General features: G+C 63.0%; 18 protein-coding genes. 7 read left to right on the top strand and 11 right to left on the bottom strand.

Translation table 11 applies throughout. The annotated features are described in order from the left end of the window. Positions 1 to 7: 7 nt before the first annotated feature. Positions 8 to 2,074 (top strand): TonB-dependent siderophore receptor, encoded by a 2,067-nt coding sequence (locus EV664_RS09125; RefSeq protein ID WP_229668205.1) that lies wholly within the window; start codon positions 8 to 10, stop codon positions 2,072 to 2,074. A gap of 57 nt (positions 2,075 to 2,131) precedes the next feature. Here EV664_RS09125 and EV664_RS09120 read toward each other — a convergent pair whose 3' ends face one another. Both EV664_RS09120 and EV664_RS09115 read right to left on the bottom strand, forming a co-directional pair. After that, positions 2,132 to 5,272, bottom strand: a complete 3,141-nt coding sequence (locus EV664_RS09120; RefSeq protein WP_133495397.1) for a PAS domain S-box protein — start codon at positions 5,270 to 5,272, stop codon at positions 2,132 to 2,134. A 147-nt stretch (positions 5,273 to 5,419) separates the two neighbouring features. Next, entirely contained in the window at positions 5,420 to 6,328 is a 909-nt protein-coding gene (locus EV664_RS09115) for a glycoside hydrolase family 16 protein (protein WP_229668201.1), read from the bottom strand. 567 nt (positions 6,329 to 6,895) lie between these two features. On the opposite strand from EV664_RS09115, the gene EV664_RS09110 reads away from it, so the two are divergent. From EV664_RS09110 to EV664_RS09100, 3 genes are all read left to right on the top strand, one after another. After that, on the top strand, positions 6,896 to 7,885 hold the full coding sequence (locus EV664_RS09110) for an arabinan endo-1,5-alpha-L-arabinosidase (RefSeq protein ID WP_229668206.1): 990 nt from the start codon (positions 6,896 to 6,898) through the stop codon (positions 7,883 to 7,885). Between the two features lie 7 nt (positions 7,886 to 7,892). Further along, positions 7,893 to 9,332, top strand: a complete 1,440-nt coding sequence (locus EV664_RS09105; RefSeq protein ID WP_373287505.1) for a family 43 glycosylhydrolase — start codon at positions 7,893 to 7,895, stop codon at positions 9,330 to 9,332. A 292-nt stretch (positions 9,333 to 9,624) separates the two neighbouring features. Then, a complete protein-coding gene (locus EV664_RS09100; protein WP_133495394.1) occupies positions 9,625 to 10,986 on the top strand; it encodes a tyrosine-type recombinase/integrase in 1,362 nt (453 codons plus the stop codon). Positions 10,987 to 11,114: 128 nt separating this feature from the next. Here the strand turns inward: EV664_RS09100 and EV664_RS09095 are convergent, their stop codons facing one another. The 4 genes from EV664_RS09095 to EV664_RS09080 are packed head-to-tail and all read right to left on the bottom strand — an operon-like array spanning position 11,115 to position 14,451. Continuing rightward, the gene (locus EV664_RS09095; protein ID WP_162848808.1) at positions 11,115 to 12,050 is read right to left on the bottom strand and encodes an SDR family NAD(P)-dependent oxidoreductase; all 936 of its coding nucleotides are present in this window, start codon (positions 12,048 to 12,050) and stop codon (positions 11,115 to 11,117) included. Beyond that, the gene (locus EV664_RS09090; protein ID WP_211338495.1) at positions 12,047 to 12,784 is read right to left on the bottom strand and encodes an SDR family oxidoreductase; all 738 of its coding nucleotides are present in this window, start codon (positions 12,782 to 12,784) and stop codon (positions 12,047 to 12,049) included. The genes EV664_RS09095 and EV664_RS09090 overlap by 4 nt, the downstream gene beginning before the upstream one ends. After that, positions 12,781 to 13,482 carry an ester cyclase gene (locus EV664_RS09085; protein ID WP_133495392.1) on the bottom strand — a complete coding sequence of 234 codons (702 nt, stop codon included), beginning with the start codon at positions 13,480 to 13,482 and terminating at the stop codon, positions 12,781 to 12,783. The genes EV664_RS09090 and EV664_RS09085 overlap by 4 nt, the downstream gene beginning before the upstream one ends. A gap of 45 nt (positions 13,483 to 13,527) precedes the next feature. Further along, positions 13,528 to 14,451 (bottom strand): NADP-dependent oxidoreductase, encoded by a 924-nt coding sequence (locus EV664_RS09080; RefSeq protein ID WP_133495391.1) that lies wholly within the window; start codon positions 14,449 to 14,451, stop codon positions 13,528 to 13,530. A gap of 124 nt (positions 14,452 to 14,575) precedes the next feature. Here EV664_RS09080 and EV664_RS09075 point away from each other — a divergent pair, with 124 nt between their 5' ends. Then, positions 14,576 to 15,538: a LysR family transcriptional regulator gene (locus tag EV664_RS09075; protein WP_133495390.1), complete on the top strand. Its 963-nt coding sequence runs from the start codon at positions 14,576 to 14,578 to the stop codon at positions 15,536 to 15,538. On the opposite strand, the gene EV664_RS09070 is transcribed toward EV664_RS09075, so the two are convergent. The 3 genes from EV664_RS09070 to EV664_RS09060 form a co-directional block, all read right to left on the bottom strand. Further along, complete coding sequence (locus EV664_RS09070) at positions 15,535 to 16,542, bottom strand: alpha/beta fold hydrolase (RefSeq protein ID WP_133495389.1); 1,008 nt, start codon at positions 16,540 to 16,542, stop codon at positions 15,535 to 15,537. The genes EV664_RS09075 and EV664_RS09070 overlap by 4 nt on opposite strands. A gap of 66 nt (positions 16,543 to 16,608) precedes the next feature. After that, positions 16,609 to 17,430: an SDR family oxidoreductase gene (locus EV664_RS09065; RefSeq protein ID WP_133495388.1), complete on the bottom strand. Its 822-nt coding sequence runs from the start codon at positions 17,428 to 17,430 to the stop codon at positions 16,609 to 16,611. Positions 17,431 to 17,456: 26 nt separating this feature from the next. After that, a complete protein-coding gene (locus EV664_RS09060) occupies positions 17,457 to 18,026 on the bottom strand; it encodes an SRPBCC family protein (RefSeq protein WP_133495387.1) in 570 nt (189 codons plus the stop codon). 210 nt (positions 18,027 to 18,236) lie between these two features. Between EV664_RS09060 and EV664_RS09055 the strand changes: the two genes are divergently transcribed. Both EV664_RS09055 and EV664_RS09050 read left to right on the top strand, forming a co-directional pair. After that, positions 18,237 to 18,710 carry an SRPBCC family protein gene (locus tag EV664_RS09055; RefSeq protein WP_133495386.1) on the top strand — a complete coding sequence of 158 codons (474 nt, stop codon included), beginning with the start codon at positions 18,237 to 18,239 and terminating at the stop codon, positions 18,708 to 18,710. Positions 18,711 to 18,815: 105 nt separating this feature from the next. Further along, complete coding sequence (locus tag EV664_RS09050) at positions 18,816 to 19,760, top strand: alpha/beta hydrolase family protein (protein ID WP_211338494.1); 945 nt, start codon at positions 18,816 to 18,818, stop codon at positions 19,758 to 19,760. 33 nt (positions 19,761 to 19,793) lie between these two features. Here the strand turns inward: EV664_RS09050 and EV664_RS09045 are convergent, their stop codons facing one another. Both EV664_RS09045 and EV664_RS09040 read right to left on the bottom strand, forming a co-directional pair. Further along, positions 19,794 to 20,345 carry a TetR/AcrR family transcriptional regulator gene (locus EV664_RS09045; RefSeq protein ID WP_211338493.1) on the bottom strand — a complete coding sequence of 184 codons (552 nt, stop codon included), beginning with the start codon at positions 20,343 to 20,345 and terminating at the stop codon, positions 19,794 to 19,796. 15 nt (positions 20,346 to 20,360) lie between these two features. Beyond that, positions 20,361 to 20,801 carry a GFA family protein gene (locus tag EV664_RS09040; RefSeq protein ID WP_133495385.1) on the bottom strand — a complete coding sequence of 147 codons (441 nt, stop codon included), beginning with the start codon at positions 20,799 to 20,801 and terminating at the stop codon, positions 20,361 to 20,363. Positions 20,802 to 20,896 lie beyond the last annotated feature (95 nt).

Here is a 20,896-nt window from a genome sequence, read left to right as displayed (position 1 = left end):
CGTGAAAATGAGATCGATATTCCTGTGCGGCGTTGCCGTGGCGATGATCCAGTCGGGATCGGCGCATGCGGAGGCGCTATCCGACACAGCGAAGAAAGGCGAAGCGGCAGGCGATGCGCAGGAAATCATCGTCACCGGCAACCAATATTCGGGAACCAAAACCGAAACGCCGCTGATCGAAACGCCGCAGCCGATCACCGTCGTCCCCGCCGAGCAATATCTGGAGCAGGGCGCGATCAGCGTCAGCGATACGGTGAAATATACCGCCGGTGTGCTGACAAACGCCTATGGCCGCGACACGCGCGTCGACAGCTTCACCGTGCGCGGCATCAACGCCCTGCAGTTTCGCGACGGCATGCGCGACATTTTCAGCTCTTACGCCAGCATCACCGCCGATCCGTATAATTTCGAACGAGTCGAGGTCGTGCGCGGACCGGCATCGGTATTGTTCGGTCAGGGGTCGATCGGCGGGCTGGTCAATCTGGTATCCAAGACGCCGACCTTCACGACCGGCGGCGAAATGCGCGCCGTGTATGGCAGCTATGATCGCAAGGAAGTGATGGGCGATGTGAATGTCGCGCTCAGCAACAGCCTCGCCGTGCGGCTGGTGGGGCGGGCGCGCAATGCCGATACCTATATCGCGCACGTACCCGATGACCGTTATTTCATCGCGCCGTCGCTCCGCTGGCAGCCGACGCCCGATACCGATCTGGTGCTTACCGGCCTGTATCAGGACGATAAAACCGGATCGACATCGCAATTCCTGCCGATCGTCGGTACGCTTCGCCCCAATGGCGACAATCCGCGGCTCGATCCGTTCCTGTCGCTGGCAAAGCCCGGATTCGACCGCTATGATGGCACGTCGAAACAGGGGATGGGGAGCGTCACCCACCGGTTCGGCGATCTCGTCAAATTGTCGCTCAAGGCGCGCTATATCCGCGCTGATGTCGACTATTTCTCGCGCTATCCCAACAGCTACAGCAATCCGGCCAATCCCTATCTGGACCCGGCGCGGCGCAGGATCGGGGTGATCAGCTCGGGCAGCATCGCCAGCACCGATGTTTTTTCGACCGACAATAATCTGCTGTTTTCGTTCAATACCGGCGGCGCGATCGAACATCGCCTGCTGGTCGGGCTCGACTATAGCTGGAACAAGGTTACCAAGCGGCAGGGCAGGGGGAGCGATATCGTCGATATCTACGATATCGACTATGATTCGCTGAGCGAGCCGGTGGTCAGCGCGACTCCGACGGTGGATTCGCAGAAACAGCTCGGCATCTATGTTCAGGACCAGATCCGCTTTTTCGACCGTATTTCGGTCGTTCTCGGCGGCCGGCGCGACCGGGTGACGTCGAACACCGGCCGGGTGGATAAGGCGACGACCTTCCGCGCGGGGATCATCGGCGAGATCGGGGCGGGGATTTCGCCCTTTTTCAGCTATACCGAAAGCTTCCTGCCGGTCGCGGGCAGCGACCAGAACGGCCGCGCTTATATCCCGCAGACCGGTCGCCAGTTCGAAGCGGGCGTCAAATGGCAGGCGGACCCCGACACGCTGGTCACCGTGACGGCATTCCATATCAAGGAGCGCAATCGCCTGATCTATGGTCCGGGCGGCACGACCTTTCAATCGGGCGAACTCACCACCAAGGGCGTCGAACTGGAGGCGCGGCGAATCCTGCCCGAGAATTTCGAGCTGCTCGTCAATTACGGCTATAACGATCTGTCGCTGGGCGACACGCCGAACCTGACCGTGCTGCCGCGCCATGTCGCGTCGGTCTGGGCGACAAAGACGTTCGGCGCGCCGAATGAACAGCAGCTCAAACTGGGGGTAGGCGGCGTCTATACCGGAAAGCGTCTGTCGATCGGCAATATCGACGATCCGGCCACCAATATTACCACGCCCGATTATTTCACCGTCGACGCGCTTGCCGAAGTGACATGGAACCAGTGGCGGCTCGCAGTGAATGCGACCAACCTGCTCGACCATCGCTATTTCGCGTCCTGTCTGGCGCGCGGCGATTGCTTCGTGGGTGCGCCGCGCAATGTGATGGCGACGCTGGGCTATCGCTTCTGACCCGTGCCCGCGTCCCGATCCGTTCGGGTCGGGGCGCGGAGCATCGCGGCGGTCGCGCTATACGTCCTGACCCGCCCGCTTCAGCGCCTCGAAGCGTTCCGAAAGGATATGCGCGGCCCGGTCGGGATGCGCGCGCATCGCATGTTCGATCTGCGAGGCGATTTCGCCGAGGCGATCCTCGCCGAAAATACCCGCAGTGCCCGCCAGCTTGTGGAGCTGAATCGTAATCTCGCCAAGCGCTTCGGAGGTGATGCTTTGCGAGCCGAGCGCATCCTCAATTCGCGCGAAGAGATCGCGCTTCCGCTGCAGGTATCGCCCCTGCAAACTGTCGCTGGCGCCGGCGGCATCGCGTCCGCTTCCGTCGGTTTCCACGCCGACCCATTTCTCCACCATCCGGCGCAGCGCGCGCATGGTGATCGGCTTGGCAAGATGCGCCTGCATGCCCGCTTTCTGGCATGCCTCGATATCCTCGGCATAGGCATTGGCGGTGAGCGCGACGATCGGCAGCTGCTCGGCGGAGATCCCCGCCGCGCGAAGCCGCCGCGTCGCCTCCAGCCCGTCGATCACCGGCATCTGCATGTCCATCAGGACCATGTCATAGGCCGGGGCGTCGGGAGGGCGATCGAGGATCAGCGCGATCGCTTCCTCGCCATTTTCGGCAATATCGATCTCAAGCCCCAGTCGTTCGGCCATCGACCGGATCAGCGCCTGATTGATGTCATTATCCTCGGCGACCAGAATCCGCGCCCGCACCACGCCGCTTTCGACCGGCTCCGCTTCATCCTCGATCTCCGCTGCGCCCGGTTCCGCCTCGTGCAGCGGCAGCCTGACGGTGAAGGTGGTGCCGACATTCTCCTGACTCTCGACCGTCAGGCTGCCCTGCATCAGCGCGACGAGATTATGGCTGATCGCGAGGCCCAGACCGCTTCCGCCATATTTGCGCGCGGTCGCGGTATCGGCCTGCGCAAAGCTTTCGAAAATCGCGCCGGTCCGGTCTTCGGGAATTCCGATTCCTGTATCGGCGACGTCGATCCGCAGCCATCGATCGCCATCGTCACCGACGATAGAGGCACTGACCGAGATGCGTCCCTCATGCGTAAATTTCGTTGCATTGCCGAGCAGGTTGAGCAGGACCTGACGCAGCCGCAACGCATCGCCCATAATCAGCGGCGGCACGCTATCGGCGACATGCAGGCTGATCTCCACACCCTTTTGCGCAGCAAGCGGATTCACCAGATCGATACAGCCCGCCAGCTTGTGCCGGAAATTCAGCGGATCGCGCGACAGCTGCATCTGACCCGATTCGATCTTGGAAATATCGAGAATATCGTTGAGCAGGCGCATCATAGCCCGGCCCGAATCGGCGATCAGCTGCGCGTGGCGATGCTGGCGTTCGGTCAGCCGCTCGGACAGGAGCAGATCGGTAAAGCCGAGCACCCCGTTCATCGGCGTGCGCAGCTCATGGCTCATGTTGGCGAGGAAAACCGTCTTTGCCTGCGCCGCGGCTTCGGCGGTGCGGCGCGCCTCCTGAAGCTCGAACTCCAGCGTCTTGCGATCGGTGATATCGACCGAAACGCCGATATAGCCCATCAAAGCGTGATCGGCGTTGAACACCGGCCGTGCGAGCATATCGATCCAGGTCGAGGTGCCATCGGCGTGGCGCCAGCGCGCTTCACCCCGAAAATCGCAGCCCGAATGGAATGCCTCCGCCCAGGCATTTGCAAGGTTTCTGCCTTCTTCGGCCGACATGGCGCGCATCCAGCCGTTTTCGCGCGCCTCTTCAAGCGTCAGGCCCGACATTCGGTTCCAAGCGGAGTTGGTGTAGGAAAGTTTGCCCGCCGCGGTTACCTGAAAAATGCCGACCGGCGCGGCTTCGGCAAGCAGGCGGAAGCGCTCCTCGCTTGCGCGCAGCTGCTCCTCGGCGAGGAGTTGTGAGGTGACGTCGCGGATATTGCCGGTGGTGCCGATAAAATTGCCCTCGGCATCGGCCAGTCGCCGCACGCTCGCTACGATGTGCCGTGTCTCTCCGTCCGCATTGGTAAAGCGCTGCGCCAGCTGAATCTCCCGGAGCGCGCCCGAAACGATCCCGGGATAGATTTCCTGCGCTTTCGCGAAATCCTCCTGATGCAACAATCGTGTGGTCAGCCAGCCCAGACTCTCCGAAACCGTATATCCTGTCAGCTGTTCCCATGCCGGGTTCAGGAAAATCCATCGACCCTCGGCGTCAGCGCGAAACACAACTTCGCCCATATTTTCGAGGATAAGCTCCGCAAAGTCGCGGCTTTCCTGCAATTCGCGCCGCATCGCCGCGCGACTGGCGAGCGCTGCGGCAACGGGCAGCGCCATCAAAAAGGTGCTGGCGAGGAAAAGCTGCAGCACGACCAGCCGGGAGGGCAGGTCGCCGCGGACCAGCATGATCGGGCCGTAGCCAAGCATCGTCGCGACCGATGCGACGATCGAGATGATCGTCACCGCAACCGCGGTGCCCAATATCCCGGTGCGGAACGCGGCGATGATCGCGATCGGACAGACGAGGAACAGGAAAGGATAGCGAGTCTGCGCGAAGACGGCGATATTGACCGAAGACGCGCCGAGAATGAAGAGCAGCCATTCGCTGACCTCGCCCGGGCGCGGCTTGCGCCGGGCGCGCCAGGCATCGATGCCGATCATTACGACCGGGGTCACGATCATCAGCCCCAGACCGTCCGACGCCACCCAGGACAGCCAGACCGCGCGGGACAGGAAGTCATCAGGGCCGGACAGCGCGATGGCCGCGAGCGTTCCCGAAAACATCGGCGCGACGATTCCGGCAAAGGCCAGCTTGCCGAGATGTTCCAGCCTGCCCATGTCGAGTATTTCCGCACCCAGCCAGCGCAGGATGAGGCAGGCAGCGACTACTTCCGCCAGGTTGATGCTTGCCAGTAGCAGCGCGGTGGAGAGGGGGTCGCCGATCAGATAATTGGCGGCGACGTTGGCAATCGCACAGAAGACCAGATAATCGAATCGGGTGGGACGATGCGAGCGCAGAATGACGGCGAGCAAAATGGCATTGGGAAGCCATAAGGCCGCGATCCTGCTGCTCTCGCGCGTCAGTGCAATTCCGCCGGCTGCGATCAGGGCGAAGACGAGCGCGAGCGCAAGCGCCTTCAGCAATGTGGCGGAGGATCGTCTGGCACGGATATATCCGGATAAGGTCATGACATCGTTGAACAATTAAACCCGCGCCAGAGCAATGGGGCAGTCATCAAAAGCGTAGAGGCTATTCCTCATCCAATAATACGCAAATTCCGGATATGCGCCATTCTGCTCTCCCGCAGCGCTTCTTTTCGTCCGATCCGAAGCCTGTCAGCGATCGGCTTTTCGTTCAGTGCCTTCGACCCGGACCCAATCGACATACATGGCGATATTGCCGGCCCGAATCCGATCCACCGTCGCTTGCGGCAGGCCGCTATAGGGTGTTTCGATTCCGTTCACGCCGGAGGGATAGGCGCCGCCCAGCGCAAAATTGAGCAGCAGATATTTCGGATTGTCGAATGCCCAGCGGCCATGGCGTTCGACCATCGCGCGGGTCACGCGATAGGTCGGGGTGCCGTCGATCCGGAACAGAATTTCGTCGGGTGACCAGTCGACCGAATAGATGTGCCAGTCGGTGACGTCGCTGCCGTTTGTAAAGACATGGCGGGCGACGAGCGGGGTATCACCGGAATAGCCCGGCCCGTGCAGCGCCGAACTGATCCAGTCCTTTTCCCCGACATATTCCATGATGTCGATCTCACCGGTGGCCGGCCATTCGCCGTTGCCCAGCATCCAGAAAGCCGGCCATGCGCCCTTCGCATCGGGCATTTTGATCCGCGCCGAAGCAGTGCCATAGGTGAAATCGAATTTGCCGCGCGTTGTGATCCTGCCTGACACGAAATCCGCTGTCCGCCCCAAGGGCGTGCGGTATCCCGGCTGATATTTCGGCTGTATTGCCAGTACGCCGCCCTGCGCGCCCGCAATGCTGCCCGCCGGCAGAATATGGATCGTGTCCGGCGAATCGATATAGGCCTGCTGCTCGTTATTCACCCAGAGATCGGGGCCGACCACCATCCATTTGCTGCGATCGAGCGCGTCGCTATCGAAATCATCCTCGAACAACAGCGTTCCGGCGGGCGCGGGCGCAGCGGTGCTTTGACCGGGCCGCGTCGCCACCGGCTGGCACGCGGCAAGCAGCGACGATGTCAGCATAACCAGCATCAGGCGACGGCGCATCATGGTCTCTCCCCGTTCCCGCCACGCGGCGCGTTCCCCCCGGGCGCTGCGCATCGCGGCTTCTTTTCCGTCAGGGTAATGAAAATCGATGCGAGAACAATAGGTTCGCAATAATTTGCGCCGATCCCCAAAACCCGATTTCGGATCAGGCGGGACTGCGCATGTGCCCCGCGATCCGCGCCATGTCGTCGAATGCCCAATATAGTTGCGAGAGACTTCGCCTTTTTATCGGGCACAGGACTTCCCTCCGCCGACAGCTTCACTCCGTTTATACGCGGAATTACGCGAAATCGGCGGCGGTCGGCCATTATCTGGTCGGTGGCGATCCATTCCCGCCGCATATCAGGCCGATAGCGATTACCGGCGCGCCGACAGCAGGTATGAACAAGTGCTTGCCCGTGGTTATGTGCTGCAATATGTCTGACTAATAAAGAAGTGCGCGATGATCGAACGGGTGGACGCCCGAAAAATCGATATCGACGCTCCATCCTGACCCGATTCGGCGAGGACCAGACCGGGTACGGAAGATGAGGGAGGACGACCATGGGGCCGATATTGCCGTGGCTCGCCATGTTCGCGGCGCAGGGGGCGGTTGCCGGCAATGCCGAGGCGGCGCCGACCCTGAACGAGCGGCTTACGGGCGATCTGGTGCCGACACACGATCCGGTGATCGCGCGCGAGGGGGATACGTACCGGGTCTTCAGCACTGGTCATGACACGCGACTGATCGAGACCCGCAGCAGCAGCGATCTGATCCACTGGGTCGCAGGCGAGCCGCTATTCCGCGCGCTTCCGCAATGGGCGAAAACCGCGGTTCCCGGGGCCGAAGGCATGTGGGCGCCCGATATCGCATTCGTAAACGGGCGATGGCGGCTTTATTATTCGGTGTCGACCTTTGGTTCGAACCGCTCTGCGATCGGCCTGTTCACCAGCCCGACGCTGGACCCGAAGACTGGCGATTATGGCTGGCGGGACGAAGGGCTTGTCGTCCGGTCTTCGCCCGACAGCGACTTCAACGCGATTGACCCGAATTTCGTCATCGACAGGGAAGGGCGCCACTGGCTGGCGCTGGGCAGCTTCTGGACCGGGATCAAGCTGTTCCCGGTGGACCCCGCGACGGGTAAGCTCCTCGATCCGGCACAGAAACCTTATTCGCTTGCAAAGCGTCCCGTGCCGCAAGGGGCGCCCGATCCGATCGAAGCTCCGTTCATCGTGTCGCATGGCGAATATTATTATCTGTTCGCCTCCTATGACTATTGCTGCAAGGGCGTGAACAGCACCTATTACGCCGTGGTCGGGCGCTCGCGCGAGATTACCGGGCCTTATCTCGGCAAGGACGGCAGCGCCATGCTGGAGGGGGGCGGCACCGTCTTCCTGCGCGCCGACCTGAACGAGCGGCAGCGGTTTCGTGGCCCCGGCCATACCGGATGGTTGAAAGACGCCGATGGCCGCGAATATGTGGTCTATCACGCATATGATCGGGAGAAGCAGGGCGCTCCCGCATTGCGGATCGCACCCATTCACTGGACGGCCGATGGATGGCCCGTCGCGGACTATTGAAGAGGCAATCATGATCACGTTTGACCGTCGCCTGTTCCTTGCCGCCACCGCCGGGTCGCTGGTCGCCGCGCGTGCCGCGGCTCAGCGGCGGGAGGGCTCCGCCTTCGCCGATACCGGGCCGGTAAACCCGCTCGTGCGCCAGCGTGCCGATGCGCAGATCTTTCTGCACGATGACGGCTGGTATTATATGACCGGGTCGGTGCCCGAATATGACCGGCTGGTGCTGCGCCGGGCACGGACGCTTGCCGAGCTTTCCACCGCACCGGAACGCATTTTGTGGCGGCATCAGGCGAGCGGGCCGATGTCCGGCTTTCTTTGGGCGCCCGAACTCCACCTGATCGACGGCAAATGGATCATGTATTTCGCGGCGGGGCCGAGCGGCGGCGGCGAGGATGTGTTCCGTATCCGGACCTATGCGGTGGTTTGTGACGGACCCGATCCGATGCGCGAGACCTGGTCGGTGCTCGGCAAGTTTCAGACGCCATGGGACGGGTTCAACCTCGACTCCACGGTCTTTACCCATCGCGGCACCCGCTATTTCTGCTGGGCGGAACGCGAACCGGGAATCGATACCAATTCCAACCTTTATCTCGCGCCGCTCGCATCGCCGCTGACGCTTGCCGCCAAACCCGCGCGGCTGACCGTGCCCACGCTCGACTGGGAAGTGCACGGGTTCAAGGTCGCGGAGGCCCCGGCGGTGCTTGCGCGCAACGGACGGTTGTTCCTGACCTATTCGGCCAGCGCCACCGATGCGCGCTATTGCCTCGGCATGCTGACCTGTCCGGACGACGCGGACATCATGAACCCGGCAAACTGGACCAAGTCGCAGGAGCCGGTGTTCACCAGCTCGTCGGTCACCGGCGTCTATGGCCCCGGGCATAACAGCTTCACCATGGACGAGCATGGCCGCGACATACTTGTTTATCACGGCCGGGACTATGCGGCGATCGAAGGCGATCCCCTGTTCGACCCCAACCGGCACACCCGGGTGCAGCGCATCTATTATCGCGGCGACGGCACCCCCGATTTCGGCATTCCGGTCGGCAACGGTCCGCTGCCCGACCGGTTGGTCCCGGCCTTCGGACCGCAGGGTTTTCTGATGCACGGCGGGGACCGCGTGCGCATTGGGAACGGTGCGATAACAGCGTCGCAATTCCGCGCGGTGCCCGGCCGGGCGGGCGGCGGCAGCGAGATGCTGGTGCCGATCGACGCGCCGGACCACTGCCTTGCCGCGGGCGAAGACGGGCAGGTTCGCCTCGCCCCCATCGCCGACACGCCGGATTTTCAGGCGCGGGCCGGTTTTGTACGCGACACGGGCGGTGACGGCGAAGTCCGCTTCGCACTTGCCGACCGGCTGGACCAGTATCTCCAGCATCGCGGAGAAAGCGTGATGGTCGGCGCTCTCGGCGCGGCGGGGATTGCTGGCGCTACCTTCCGGATACGCTGAACGGGAAGCGGACCGCGCCGCAGGTCAGCGGTCCGCTTCCCGGACCCGATGTGATTCAAGAAAAGAGCTGGTGCACCCGACAGGATTCGAACCTGTGACCTCTGCCTTCGGAGTTATAACTACAACGCTACGCCAGGCTTTTCAATCCAACGCCAGAGCGCGACAAGTCACTGTTAATACTGTGATTTATTGACAAATAGGGTCTTCCGTATTACGCAAAGACACCCCACAGTTTTCGATCTGCTGGTGAGTTTTTGGTGAGTTTTTTTGGACCCGCTTTAGCGAGGTGCGTATGCCAAAACTGACGAAAATCGTCGTCGACAAAGCCGAACCACGCGATCGGCAATATACCCTTTGGTGCAGCGATCTGAAGGGCTTCGGCGTGTTCGTGCTGTCTTCCGGCACGCGCACCTATTTTGTCGACTACCGCAATGCCAACAATGTCCGACGCCGGATGAAGCTCGGTCGCCACGGCACCGTCACCGCCGAACAGGCGCGGACGCTGGCGATCCAGGCGCTGGCCGATGTCGCCAAGGGCAATGATCCGCTCGAAGATCGCAACAGTGCCCGCAAGGCCATCTCGGTCAAAGAGTTGTGCGAGCTGTATATGGCGGAACTGGAAGCTGGCCGAATTCTCGGCAAGGGCGGCCGGCCCAAGAAGGCTAGCACCAAGATCACCGATCTTGGCCGGATCACGCGCCACATCATTCCGCTGCTCGGATCGAAGCGGGCCACGCATGTCACTAAGGCCGATGTGACCGCGATGATGAAGGACATCATGGCCGGGAAGACCCGCGCCACCAAGAAAACGAAGAAGTTGCGCGGTAAGTCCGTTGTCCGGGGAGGCCTTGGGGCCGCTAGCCGCACCGTCGGCCTGCTGGGCGGCATCTTCACCTATGCGCGGGACGAGTTGGGCATCATTGAGAACAATCCCGCGCATGGGGTCCGCAAGCCCAAGGACGTGGTGCGAAAGCGTCGGCTGAACGAGGATGAATATCGTGCGCTCGGCCGCATCCTTGCCAAAGCGGCCGAGGATGAGCGCTATACGCGCACCGTCGATATCATCCGGCTGATCGCCATGTCGGGCTGTCGTCGCGGCGAGATCATTGAGGTGCGAAAGGCCGAGATCGACACGGTTGGCAGCGCCTTCCGCTTCGAGGATACGAAGGAGGGTCAATCCGTTCGCCCGATGGGCTTGCCCATCGCCGAGTATTTCGACGAACGGGACATGAATGGCGACAGTCTCTACGTGTTTCCGGGCGAGCGAAATACGGAGGGACCGTTCGGCAGCTTTCCTCGACATTGGGAAAAGATCTTCGCGGATACGGAGTTGGCAGACCTCACCGCCCATGTGCTGCGTCACAGCTTCGCCAGCATCGCCAACGATCTCGGCTTCACCGAATTTACCATCGCGGCGCTGCTCGGCCATGCGTCGGGCTCGATCACGAGCCGCTATGTGCATACGCTCGATGCGGCCCTCGTTATGGCGGCCGACACGGTGTCGGGCTACATTCAGGCGCTGCTCGATGGAGCCGTCTTGTCCCACACCCATTATGCGCTCGATCGAAATTCGCGCAAAGCTGCGTTGGTTCGGTTCTTGGAGCCGGGGCAATGCGGTTTCGAGCAGGACGAGAGCATGTTACAGGCGCTTTGACGGTTGGCACTATAAGCTTTCGAGAAAGTGGTTATTTTGACTGCTGCCTGATGGCCAAACGACGAGTGCCGGATATTAACCCAAGTGCTGGCGACAGCCCACATCTGCCAAGACGCTGAGCGGCAGCGCTAACTGGGCCGTTCTGGCACGTTTAGCATCCTTCGTTGCATTGGCGCGAGAAGATCGCCGAAACCGAGTCTCTCGACGAAGCGAGCCTGCGCTTCTCCGATCGTCTCGGCGATGACATCAGCGCCCTTGGCTTGCCCGTCGATGAAGACGTGATCAACCCGCTCTCTGGCGGGCAACTGCAACGCCTCCGACAGACGCTCTCCAACCGTGCGTACTGTGAGCCGGAGCCCTTCCTCGCGATCGATGGCTTTGATATGATCGGTTAGCGCGGGAAGGCGGTCCGAAAGTGCAGAGTAGGGCATCTCCCGCCCCCTGTCGTCTCCTGTATGCGCATCGGCGAAATGATCGGTGCCGACGGGGAACGCGCCCGGCACGAGGAACAGGCTGTCGATCCCGAACGGTCGGATTTCCAAAGCCATCGCTCGCGCCAGTGCGTCGCCCGCCGCCTTGCTCGCCTCGTAGACCCCGATGAAGGGCTCGGGAATGTAGGTCGTGGTGCTTCCCACGTAAACGATCGTTCCTTGCCCCTGCGCACGCATCACCGGCAGGACCGCGCGATTGACGCGCAGCCAGGACACGGCGTTGGTGTCGAGGATCGTCAGGAACTGGTCGGGCGTGAAGGTCTCCGCCATGCCGTTCATCAGCATGCCGGCGTTGTTCACCACAACGTCAAGATGGAGGTTGGCTGCATGGATCGCTTCCACGGCCGCCGCGCAGCTATCTTCGGAAAGGACGTCCATCTCGATCGGATGCACCCGCTCATCGCCCTCGGCCTGAAGTGATCGGGCCGCGTCGGCATTGCGCCCTTCGACGCCTCGCATGCCGGCGTAGACGATATAGCCTGCATCGCGCAGCGCTTCGGTGATCGAGCGCCCAATGCCCGAGGCGGAGCCCGTTACCAACGCTACCGGCGGCTTGTTCGCGGGAGTTGTCATGCCATGCCTCCATTGGCGCGCACGCTCTGGCCGTTGACCCATTGGGCCTTGTCCGAGACGAGCAGTTCGATGGTGTCGGCGATATCGTCGGGCATGCCCAGGCGACCCGCCGGCGCGCCCGCGGCGCGCGCCGCGATCTCTTCCTTGGTCTTGCCCTTGAGGAAGAACTCGGTTTCCACCGGGCCAGGCGCCACGCAATTGGCGGTGATGCCCCGCCCACCGACCTCCTTGGCGAGGATGGCGATCATGGCTTCGATCGCGCCTTTGGCCGCGTTGTAGATGCCGTAGCCCGGAGGCTTCAGCGCGAGCGTCGTGGTCGAGATCGCGACGATCCGCCCGCCATCGCGCAGCCGCTTGGCCGCCTCGACGAGGCACAGGAAAGTGCCCTTCAGGTTGACGGCCATTTCGCGATCGAAATGTGCCTCATCGGCTTCGGCAAAGCTGACCGGCTTAAAGATGCCAGCGGCGGTCACGAGTACGTCCACACCGCCGAATTCGCCTTCCGCCTTGTCGAACATGGCAGCGACGTCGGCGGTCTCGGCCACGTTCGCCTTCATGATGACGACGGTGCCCGGAAGGTCCTCGCTTTCCCTCACTAGGTTCTGCGCCTCCTGCTCCGACGAGGAATAGCTCGCGACAACATCGTAGCCGCTCGCGGCGAGCCGGAGCACGGTCTCGCGGCCGATGCCGCCCGACCCACCGGTGACGATGGCGACCTGTCCCGCGCCGCTCACCGGTCGTCTCCCGCCGGTTCGACCGGCCATGCGCCGATCTGGTTCAGGAACCCGAACCAGTCCTCCAAATGCCAGGTATAGGCGATCTGCTCGCCGTCGAAGGTGTGGAACTCGTGCAGGCGGATCACGTAGGGCTTGCCGGTGGCGGCAACGCCGAAGAAGTCCCGCGAGTGGGAGCCGCGCATCTCGGCGCGAACCGCGGCCTTGTCGCCGTCGAACATGACGTCCCTGATCTCGATCGTGAGATCGGGAAGCGCCTGCCGCACGCCGGCGACGAATTGCTTCATCGGTTCGCGGCCAGGTCCCTGGCCCGGGTTGCGCGGCTCTTCGTCCCAGGCCGCGATCAGCGCTTGGTCGAGCTTGTCGGCGTCGCCGGTCGAAAGCGCCCCGTAGAACTGCGTAAGCGCGTCCATGCGCGCGGCGCGCATTGTATCCTTCTCGATGGTGGTTGTGTTCATGATACGAGTTTCCTTGAGTGTGTCGTTGGCTGAATTGCGTGTGGTCAAAGCCGTGACCACGCGATTGACGATGGGCTGGGCGACCAGCAGTGCCGGGAACGCCACGATCCAGGCGCTCATCCAGCTCGCGAACCAGACGCCAAAGGCGGGCGGCGCTCCGGCCACTCTCACGATCGCGACGAAGGCAACGAGGCCGCTCATCAGGAGCGAGAGCAGGACTGGACGCAGCAGCGCCTCCAATCTGAGGTCAAGGGCAAGCACCGCGGCCGTCCGGTTCCGCTAGCCTCAGCCGCGCGGGCTGAAGATGATCTTGCCCTTCGCCTCGCCGCTCGCCTGGCGGGCAAAAGCGTCGGCGCCCTCCTCGAGGCTCACCATCCGGTCGAGGCGTACCTTGACCCCGTGATCGGCGCGTTCCGCGACATGGCCGAGCTTGGCGGCATCGGACATATGAAACACGAACTTGGCATCGACACCCGCTGCGCGTGCACGGTCCTCGTCCGGCGGCATCGGGGTGGCGATGAGCGTACCACCCTGCTTCAATACCTTGAGCGAGCGTTCCTCGACGTCGCCGCCGACCGTGTCGACCACCAGATCGATGTCGGACAGGTGCTCCTCGAACCGATCATTCTGATAGTCGATGACCTGGGCCGCGCCGAGGCTGCGGACATAATCGGCATCCTGCGCCGACGCGGTGGCGTAGACTTCGGCGCCGGCCTGGGCGGCGAGCTGGGTTGCGAAGGCGCCGACGGGTCCGGCCGCGCCATGGATCAACACCCGCTGACCGGAAGCTACGGTGTATTCGCCGAAAAGGATCTGCCAGGCCGTTCCGCCGATCGTGACCAGACCCGCGCTCTCGGCAAGCGGCATGGAGGTCGGAGCACGTACAAGCTGGTCTGCCGGAACGACGGCGAATTCGGCGAACGCACCGCCCTTCGAGGGATCGAGCCGGGCGATGATCTCGTCGCCGGTCTTCCAGCCCGAGACGCCGTCGCCGATCGCTTCGATCGTGCCCGAGATGTCGGTGCCCGGCACGTACGGAAATTCGACCGGGAAAAAGTCGGTCATGTAGCCGGCGTGGATCTTGGTATCGAGCGGATTGAGCGCCGCGCCTGCCACCTTGACGAGCACTTCGCCCATGGAGGGCTTTGGCAGCGGGCGTTCCGCGATTGCCGGCGCTTTACCGTATTCGCTGTATTCGAGAGTCTTCATGATGGCTTGCTCCATTGGTTGTTGTCCGAATGTGGCGAGTCAGTGTTCATTGCGTAACTCGATAATCATGATATGGCGTTATCAGTCGCGCTTATGGTTATTGTCGCGGCGGCGGACATGATTCATGAATCTCAGCAGTATCGATCTCAATCTGCTCGTCGGCTTCGAGGCACTGATGGCCGAGCGCAACGTCACGCGCGCAGCCGCACGCGTCGGGCGAACCCAGCCTGCGATGAGCGGTACGCTGGCGCGCCTGCGTGAACTGATGGAAGACGAACTCTTCATTCGTACAGCGGACGGACTTCAACCGACGCCCCGCGCTCTGGAACTGCATGAACCAGTCGGTAGAGCGCTGGCCCAGATCGAGGCGGCGTTCGCGTTTCGCGATCGCTTCGAGCCCGCGACCGCCGAGATGGCCTTCACCGTCGCCATGTCCGACCCGCCGACGATTTCGCTTCTTCCCACCTTGTTCGAGGAACTGACGCGCGCGGCGCCGGGCATTGCGTTGCACGTCCGCGGCTTCGACGATCGGGACGAGGCGATCACACTCCTCGACAGCGGCAAGGTCGATGTCGCGATCGGCGTGCCGCCGACCGAGAAGGCAGGCCGTATCCTTTCGCGACCGCTGTTCGAGGACGGGTTCGTCACGATGATGCGCGCCGGACACCCTGCGGCGGGGGGCACCTTAACCCGATCTGCGTTTCTCGCTTGGCCGCATATCCTATTCTCACCTGAGGATGAGAGGTACGGGATCGTCGACGAGCGCCTCGACAAGCTTGGCCTGGAGCGCAGGTTGGTGCTGACTGTACCCAACGCGACCGCTGCCGCGCTGGTCGTCGAGCGGACCGACGCGCTGTGCACGATATTGACCGGTCTCGCTCTACAGTTCGAGGCGGCCGGGCGGGTCGTGCTGGCCAAGACCCCGCTCGATCTGCCCCTCGCCCCCTTCACGATGAATTGGCACCGTCGCAACGATGCCAATCTCGCGCAGCGCTGGTTCCGTGGACTGATCGGCAAAGCTGCGCTGGGCCGCAAACGTTCGCCCGGGCAGGCGAGGAGGCAACCCGCCCGGACGAACGCTCCCTAGGCGGGCATGCCCGCCAGCCAGTAGGCGATAGCCTGGTTGACAGCCCCCGGGTCTTCGAGCGCGAGCTGGTGGCCGGCATCGATCACCACCTCAGTGAGATCGCTGCAATCCTCGCGCATCGGTTCGGCGAGCCGGCTGCGCACGGTTTCGCAGACATCGTCGCGCGCGCCGTGGAGAAACAGGACGGGCATAGAGAGCCGTCCGAAGTCGACCGCCTGGCGGGCGTAGTCCATGTTCGCATCGTCGTTGAGATACCAGGCGATCGGCCCGGAGAAGCCGTTCGCTGCAAGATCGCGCGCCATTTCCTCGACGTATTCGGCTTCGAGCAGCAGGTTGCCGCCCGGGACGTGCGCGAGATCGATGCCGCCGAACAGGCCACCGCGCTGCCGGGCGTTGGCCGAGAAGGCCGGGCCGCGTGTCTCGGCCAGCGGTTGGCTCGGCTGGAACACGAGCCGCAGGATGCCCTCGGGGCTTTCCTCCATGGCGCGCACGACCGGGTTGAAGTGTTCACGGAAGGCGAGCCAGTAATCCCACTGCCCGACAGGGAAGTCCTCCACCGGATAGATCTCGCGATCGAGCAGGGGAACCAGCGCCGGTAGCGCAAAACCGCGTGCGAGATAGGGGATACTCGCGCTGGCCACGCCGCGGCAACGCTCGGGATGATGCCCGGCAAGCGCCCAAACCACGGGGCTGCCCCAGTCGTGCCCGATCCAGACCGCCGGCGCGCCGCCAAGACGACCGTGCAGCTCGACCAGGTCACCTACCGTCTCGCGATTGGCATAGGCAGCGACCTCGCCCGGCACGGACGAAGCGCCGTAGCCGCGCATCCACGGGGCGATGCAGCGCCAGCCCTGCGCGGCGAAATGCTCGATCTGGCGGATCCACACGAACGGTGCCTCGGGCCAGCCATGGACGAAAATCATCAGCGGGCCATCGGCCGGGCCCGCCTCGAGGTAGGCGGTGCGGTGCCGGGCGCTCTCGAACGTCTTTCTCTCGAATTTCATCTCGATTGATACCTTCCGATTACGACGGATCTGCCGACCGCCGGAGATGTGAAGTGCTGTGGCGGATCAGGCCTGAAGGCCGAACTGCTCGTTGATCGATCGGGCGAAGGATGCGTCGTCCGTATCGCGACGCACGGCGAGCAGCTGCTGCGCATCCTCACCGGCTTCGAACCGCAGACGGTCGGTCGTGTCGGTAGCGGCGGCGTAGACGATCTCGGCGATGACCTCCGCTGGCGACGCGCTTGCGGTGAGTTCGCCGAACGCCTTCATCACCTGCGCGACCGTGGGCTGGTATTCGATGAGCGTTTCGTCGTTGCTGAAGGCAAGCGAGCGCCCCGCAAAGTCGGTCGCGATCTGGCCCGGCTCGACAAGCTTTATGCGAACGCCGAATGGCGCCACCTCATATGAGAGCGCTTCCGAGAACCCTTCCACCGCGTATTTGCTGGCGTGATACAGCGTTCCCAGCGGAAAGGCGACCCGGCCGCCCATAGAAGATATGTTGACGATCGTCCCTGACCGGTTGTGCCGGAAATGGGACAGCAGCGCCTTGGTCGCCTCGATCATGCCGAACAGATTAACATCGAACTGGCGACGGATCTCGTCGGACGGGGTCGCTTCAAGCGGACCGTAGGCACCATAGCCCGCATTGTTGAGCAGCACGTCAATCTGTCCGAAAGCCTCTATACCAGCCGCAACCGCGCCTTCGATCGAGGACGGCTCCTCGACATCGAGCCGTGTGACGAGGACGTTATCGAGTTCGATTAACTCGGTTTCGTGCTCGGGTGAGCGCATCGTGGCGATCACGTTCCAGCCTTTCGCGTGGAACAGCCTGGCGCTTGCGCGGCCGAGACCGCTGGATGCGCCTGTGATGAGAATGGTCTTGGGCATGGGTTATTCCTTTCGTGACGTATCGCTCAGATTTCTGTGAGCGCAGCGGTGCTCCGGGCGACAGGCGACGGACCTGGCGCAAGGGACGTTCGATCCGGTGCGAAGTGCGCGATGATGTTCGTCATGCAGACGTCCATGTAGCCCTTCCACTGCGTGCCCACGAACAGGCGCAGGGGGAGCCTGGCGAGCCGGTTCCTGGCGCGGAAGGTGTAGGTCCAGCGTACCTCGGTCCCCCGATCGGTCTCGGCGAACCGGAACTCGCCCCTTGCCTCGACCATGAGGTGCTTGAGAGCGAAGCTCGGATCGCTCACGCGGTAGGCGAAATAGTCGGGCCGGTCGTAATGCGTCACGCCCTCGCGCACATGGCTGCCGTCGAGAAGGTGGACGATCCGCCGCGAGCCGGGCTGATCCCAGGGACCCGTGATGTCCGACGTATGCGAGATGCCGGGCAGAAGACCGTAGCCGGTCAGAATCCTGGGAAGGACGTCCTCGGCGGCAACGAAGTCGAACACGTCACGGATGGCGCCGGGAACGAGTGCCTCGCGCATTATGGGAACGTCGTTCGGATCGCGGGCGGAATCAGCAGTGGGGGTCATCGCAAATCTCCAGTTAATACGTTGGAGATACGTCTTTCGCTGTCCGCGAATAGAGGCGTCATCGGGACCGATCGTCTCGCCAGGGAGACGATGGAAAACCGCCCCGGCGTTCCACGAGTGAGACGTCGCGTTCGAATTTCGCGACTAGTGCGAGTTTCACGGACCCTTAGCTTGCATGGCGTTTCAACCCCGATCCTTGAAGGACACGTCATGATCTACTCTACCGCCACCGTTCCGGTGAATCCCGAAGGCGAAACGCCGCTGACTCGCGAGCAGGTCTGGAAGGGCCTCGAGCGAAAGGCACGCGATGCGCGGCTGTTTCTGCCAGCCGGCGTCTGCACGCGCTGCGAGGTGACCGAGGAAAGCGACACGCATTTCGTGCGCGAGGCGACCATCGCGGATGAGGACGTCCGCGAGATCATCGTGCTCGAGCCGCAGTCCAAGGTGACCTTCTTCCAGGCCGGCGGCCCGCGCGAAGGTGCGATCATCAACGAACTTTCCGAGGATGACGCGGGCGACCTGCAGCTCAAATTCTACTGCTACCTGGGCTTGCGAGACAAGGAATCCGGCGGACCGGAAGAGCAAGCCGAGCAGAAGCAGTTCGACAGCGACAAGGGCTACAAGGCCGCGCTTCTTTCGACCCTGAGGCGCACGCGCGAGATGCTTGCGGACGGCTCGCTGTAGGTGCCCGCTACCTCGCCCCGCAAATCTACATCTTGAAAACGGAACATTGTTCCGTATCTGAATTCCCGTCGCCCCGGTGCCGTGGCCGGGGCCAAGGAGAAATCAATGCCAGCACATGCCAACCCGACCATTCGCTCGACCGCCATGGACCTTGCGCCCGCACTATCCATGGGGCCGCTCTCTCTGCCGATCGAAGGCCGCGGCGAGAATCTGACCTATCGGGTCACCGCGCCAGCCGAAGGCGACAGCCTGCCCGTCATCCTTTTCTCTCACGGCAACGGGCAGTCGCTCTACACTTACGGCCCACTCGTGAACTACTGGGCGTCGAACGGCTTTGTGGTGATCAATCCGACGCATCTCGATTCCCGCATGATCGCGCTTGCCGCCGACGATCCGCGCCGCCCGCAGCTCTGGCGGCATCGCGAACAGGATATCCTCGCTCTGCTCGACAACCTCGACGCGATCGAAGAAGCGGCTCCGTTCATCAAAGGCCGGACCGACCGCGACCGCATCGCGGTGGCAGGCCACTCCTGGGGTGCGCAGACCGCGAGCATGTTCCTCGGAGCGACGCACCCCGATCCCGACGACGGCGCGACCGTCTCGCTGCGTGACGCGCGGGTGAAGGCGGGCGTGCTGTTCGCGGTGCCCGGCACCGGTGGCGACAATCTGAGCGAGTTCGCCGCGCAGAACTTCCCCTTCATGCACCCGGACTTCTCAGGCCTGGAAACCCCGACGCTCGTGGTCGCGGGCGATAACGACAGTGGCGCGATGACCGTGCGCGGACCGGACTGGTGGCGCGAGGCCTACGATCTCAGCCCCGGCGCAAAGGCGCTGTTCGAGGTTAAGGGGGGCGAGCATTCACTGGGCGGTATTCCCAACTATGAAGCGCGGGAAACGACCGACGAGGACCCGGCGCGCGTCACCGCGGTCCAGCAGCTGTCGACCGGGTTCCTGCTCAGCACGCTGTCGGGATCGGGCGACGCTTGGGCCGAAGCGGTCAAATCGGTGGACGGTGCGGCGGCATCGCAGGGCACGATCGAGCAGAAGTAAAGGTATCGGCGGTGTGGGCGGGCGACCGGTCGGTCAGTCCGCCCGCAATCCGTCGATCAGCACTTCCAGCATCCGCTCGCCGAGCCCGGTATCCTGCGGTGAGACGAGCCGTGCCACGGTCTTGACCAGATCATCGGAGGTCAGACCGTTCCGGATCACCCCAGCCTCCCGAGCACTCTCGAGAAGACTGTTCAAGGCCGGATAGAAGCGGTCCTCGAAATGCACCGGCAATCCTGCGTAGGCCGGATCGCCCGAATGTAGAGCGATCGAGAATCCGCGCTTGGTGGCAATAAACGTGGCGAAACGGCGTAGCCATTCAGCCAGTGCTTCGAAGGGGGGCCGGGTAGCCGCCAGTTCGCCGGCCGCGGCCGCGCAATCATCGATCTCCTGCCGGAACACCGCCGCGATAAGGTCCGCGCGCGTCGGAAAGCGCCGGTAAAGCGTGCCAACGCCCACACAGGCGGCTTCCGCGATCGTGCGGTTAGGCACATCGATCCCTTCGGCCGCGAACAACCTGCGCGCCGCGTCGAGCACCGCTTCCTCGCTGCGACGGGCATCAGCACGCATTCCGGTTACCTGGGCCATGGCCTGGAGGGGGCCCTAGCCAGCGATCGCAGCGGCGAATTCCTGCGGCGTTGGCGAAACCTCGAAGCCGGGTGTGCCCTCTTCGATTGTTAACCAGGGCTGTTTTTGCCGGGTCCAGATATGCATGGCAGGTGCAACCTCGCTACTACGATCGAGTGTGCCCACGCGCAGCACCAGAAACCCTGGCAACGCGGGATTGCGACTGGCGATCCGGGTGAGGCAGGCGGCGCATCCGATATGTTCGGACGGCATGGCCTCCTGCCCTTCTGGCAGACGGAAAGTATGGCCGCTATCGCTGATGGTCAGCGCGTCCTCTGCCACGATTGCATGCAGCGAAAACGCGGAGCCGCTCCAGGTCTGACAATCGACACAGTGGCAGGCATAGGTCGGCGGAAGATTGTCCGCCTCCAGTTCGTATCGCACTGCGCCGCAGCGGCAACCACCTTCGAAACCCATGTAATTGTCCTTCTCATTTTTTAATTCTACGCTGTCTCATCGCCCCAGTTTACAGCGCGGGGCTCAGGCTGACCGGTCAAGCGCGTCAGCGACGA

Source organism: Stakelama pacifica (assembly GCF_004361835.1).
GTDB lineage: Bacteria > Pseudomonadota > Alphaproteobacteria > Sphingomonadales > Sphingomonadaceae > Sphingomonas > Sphingomonas pacifica.
Note: the sequence above shows the minus strand (reverse complement) of the source record. Positions and strands in the feature narration are given on the sequence as shown.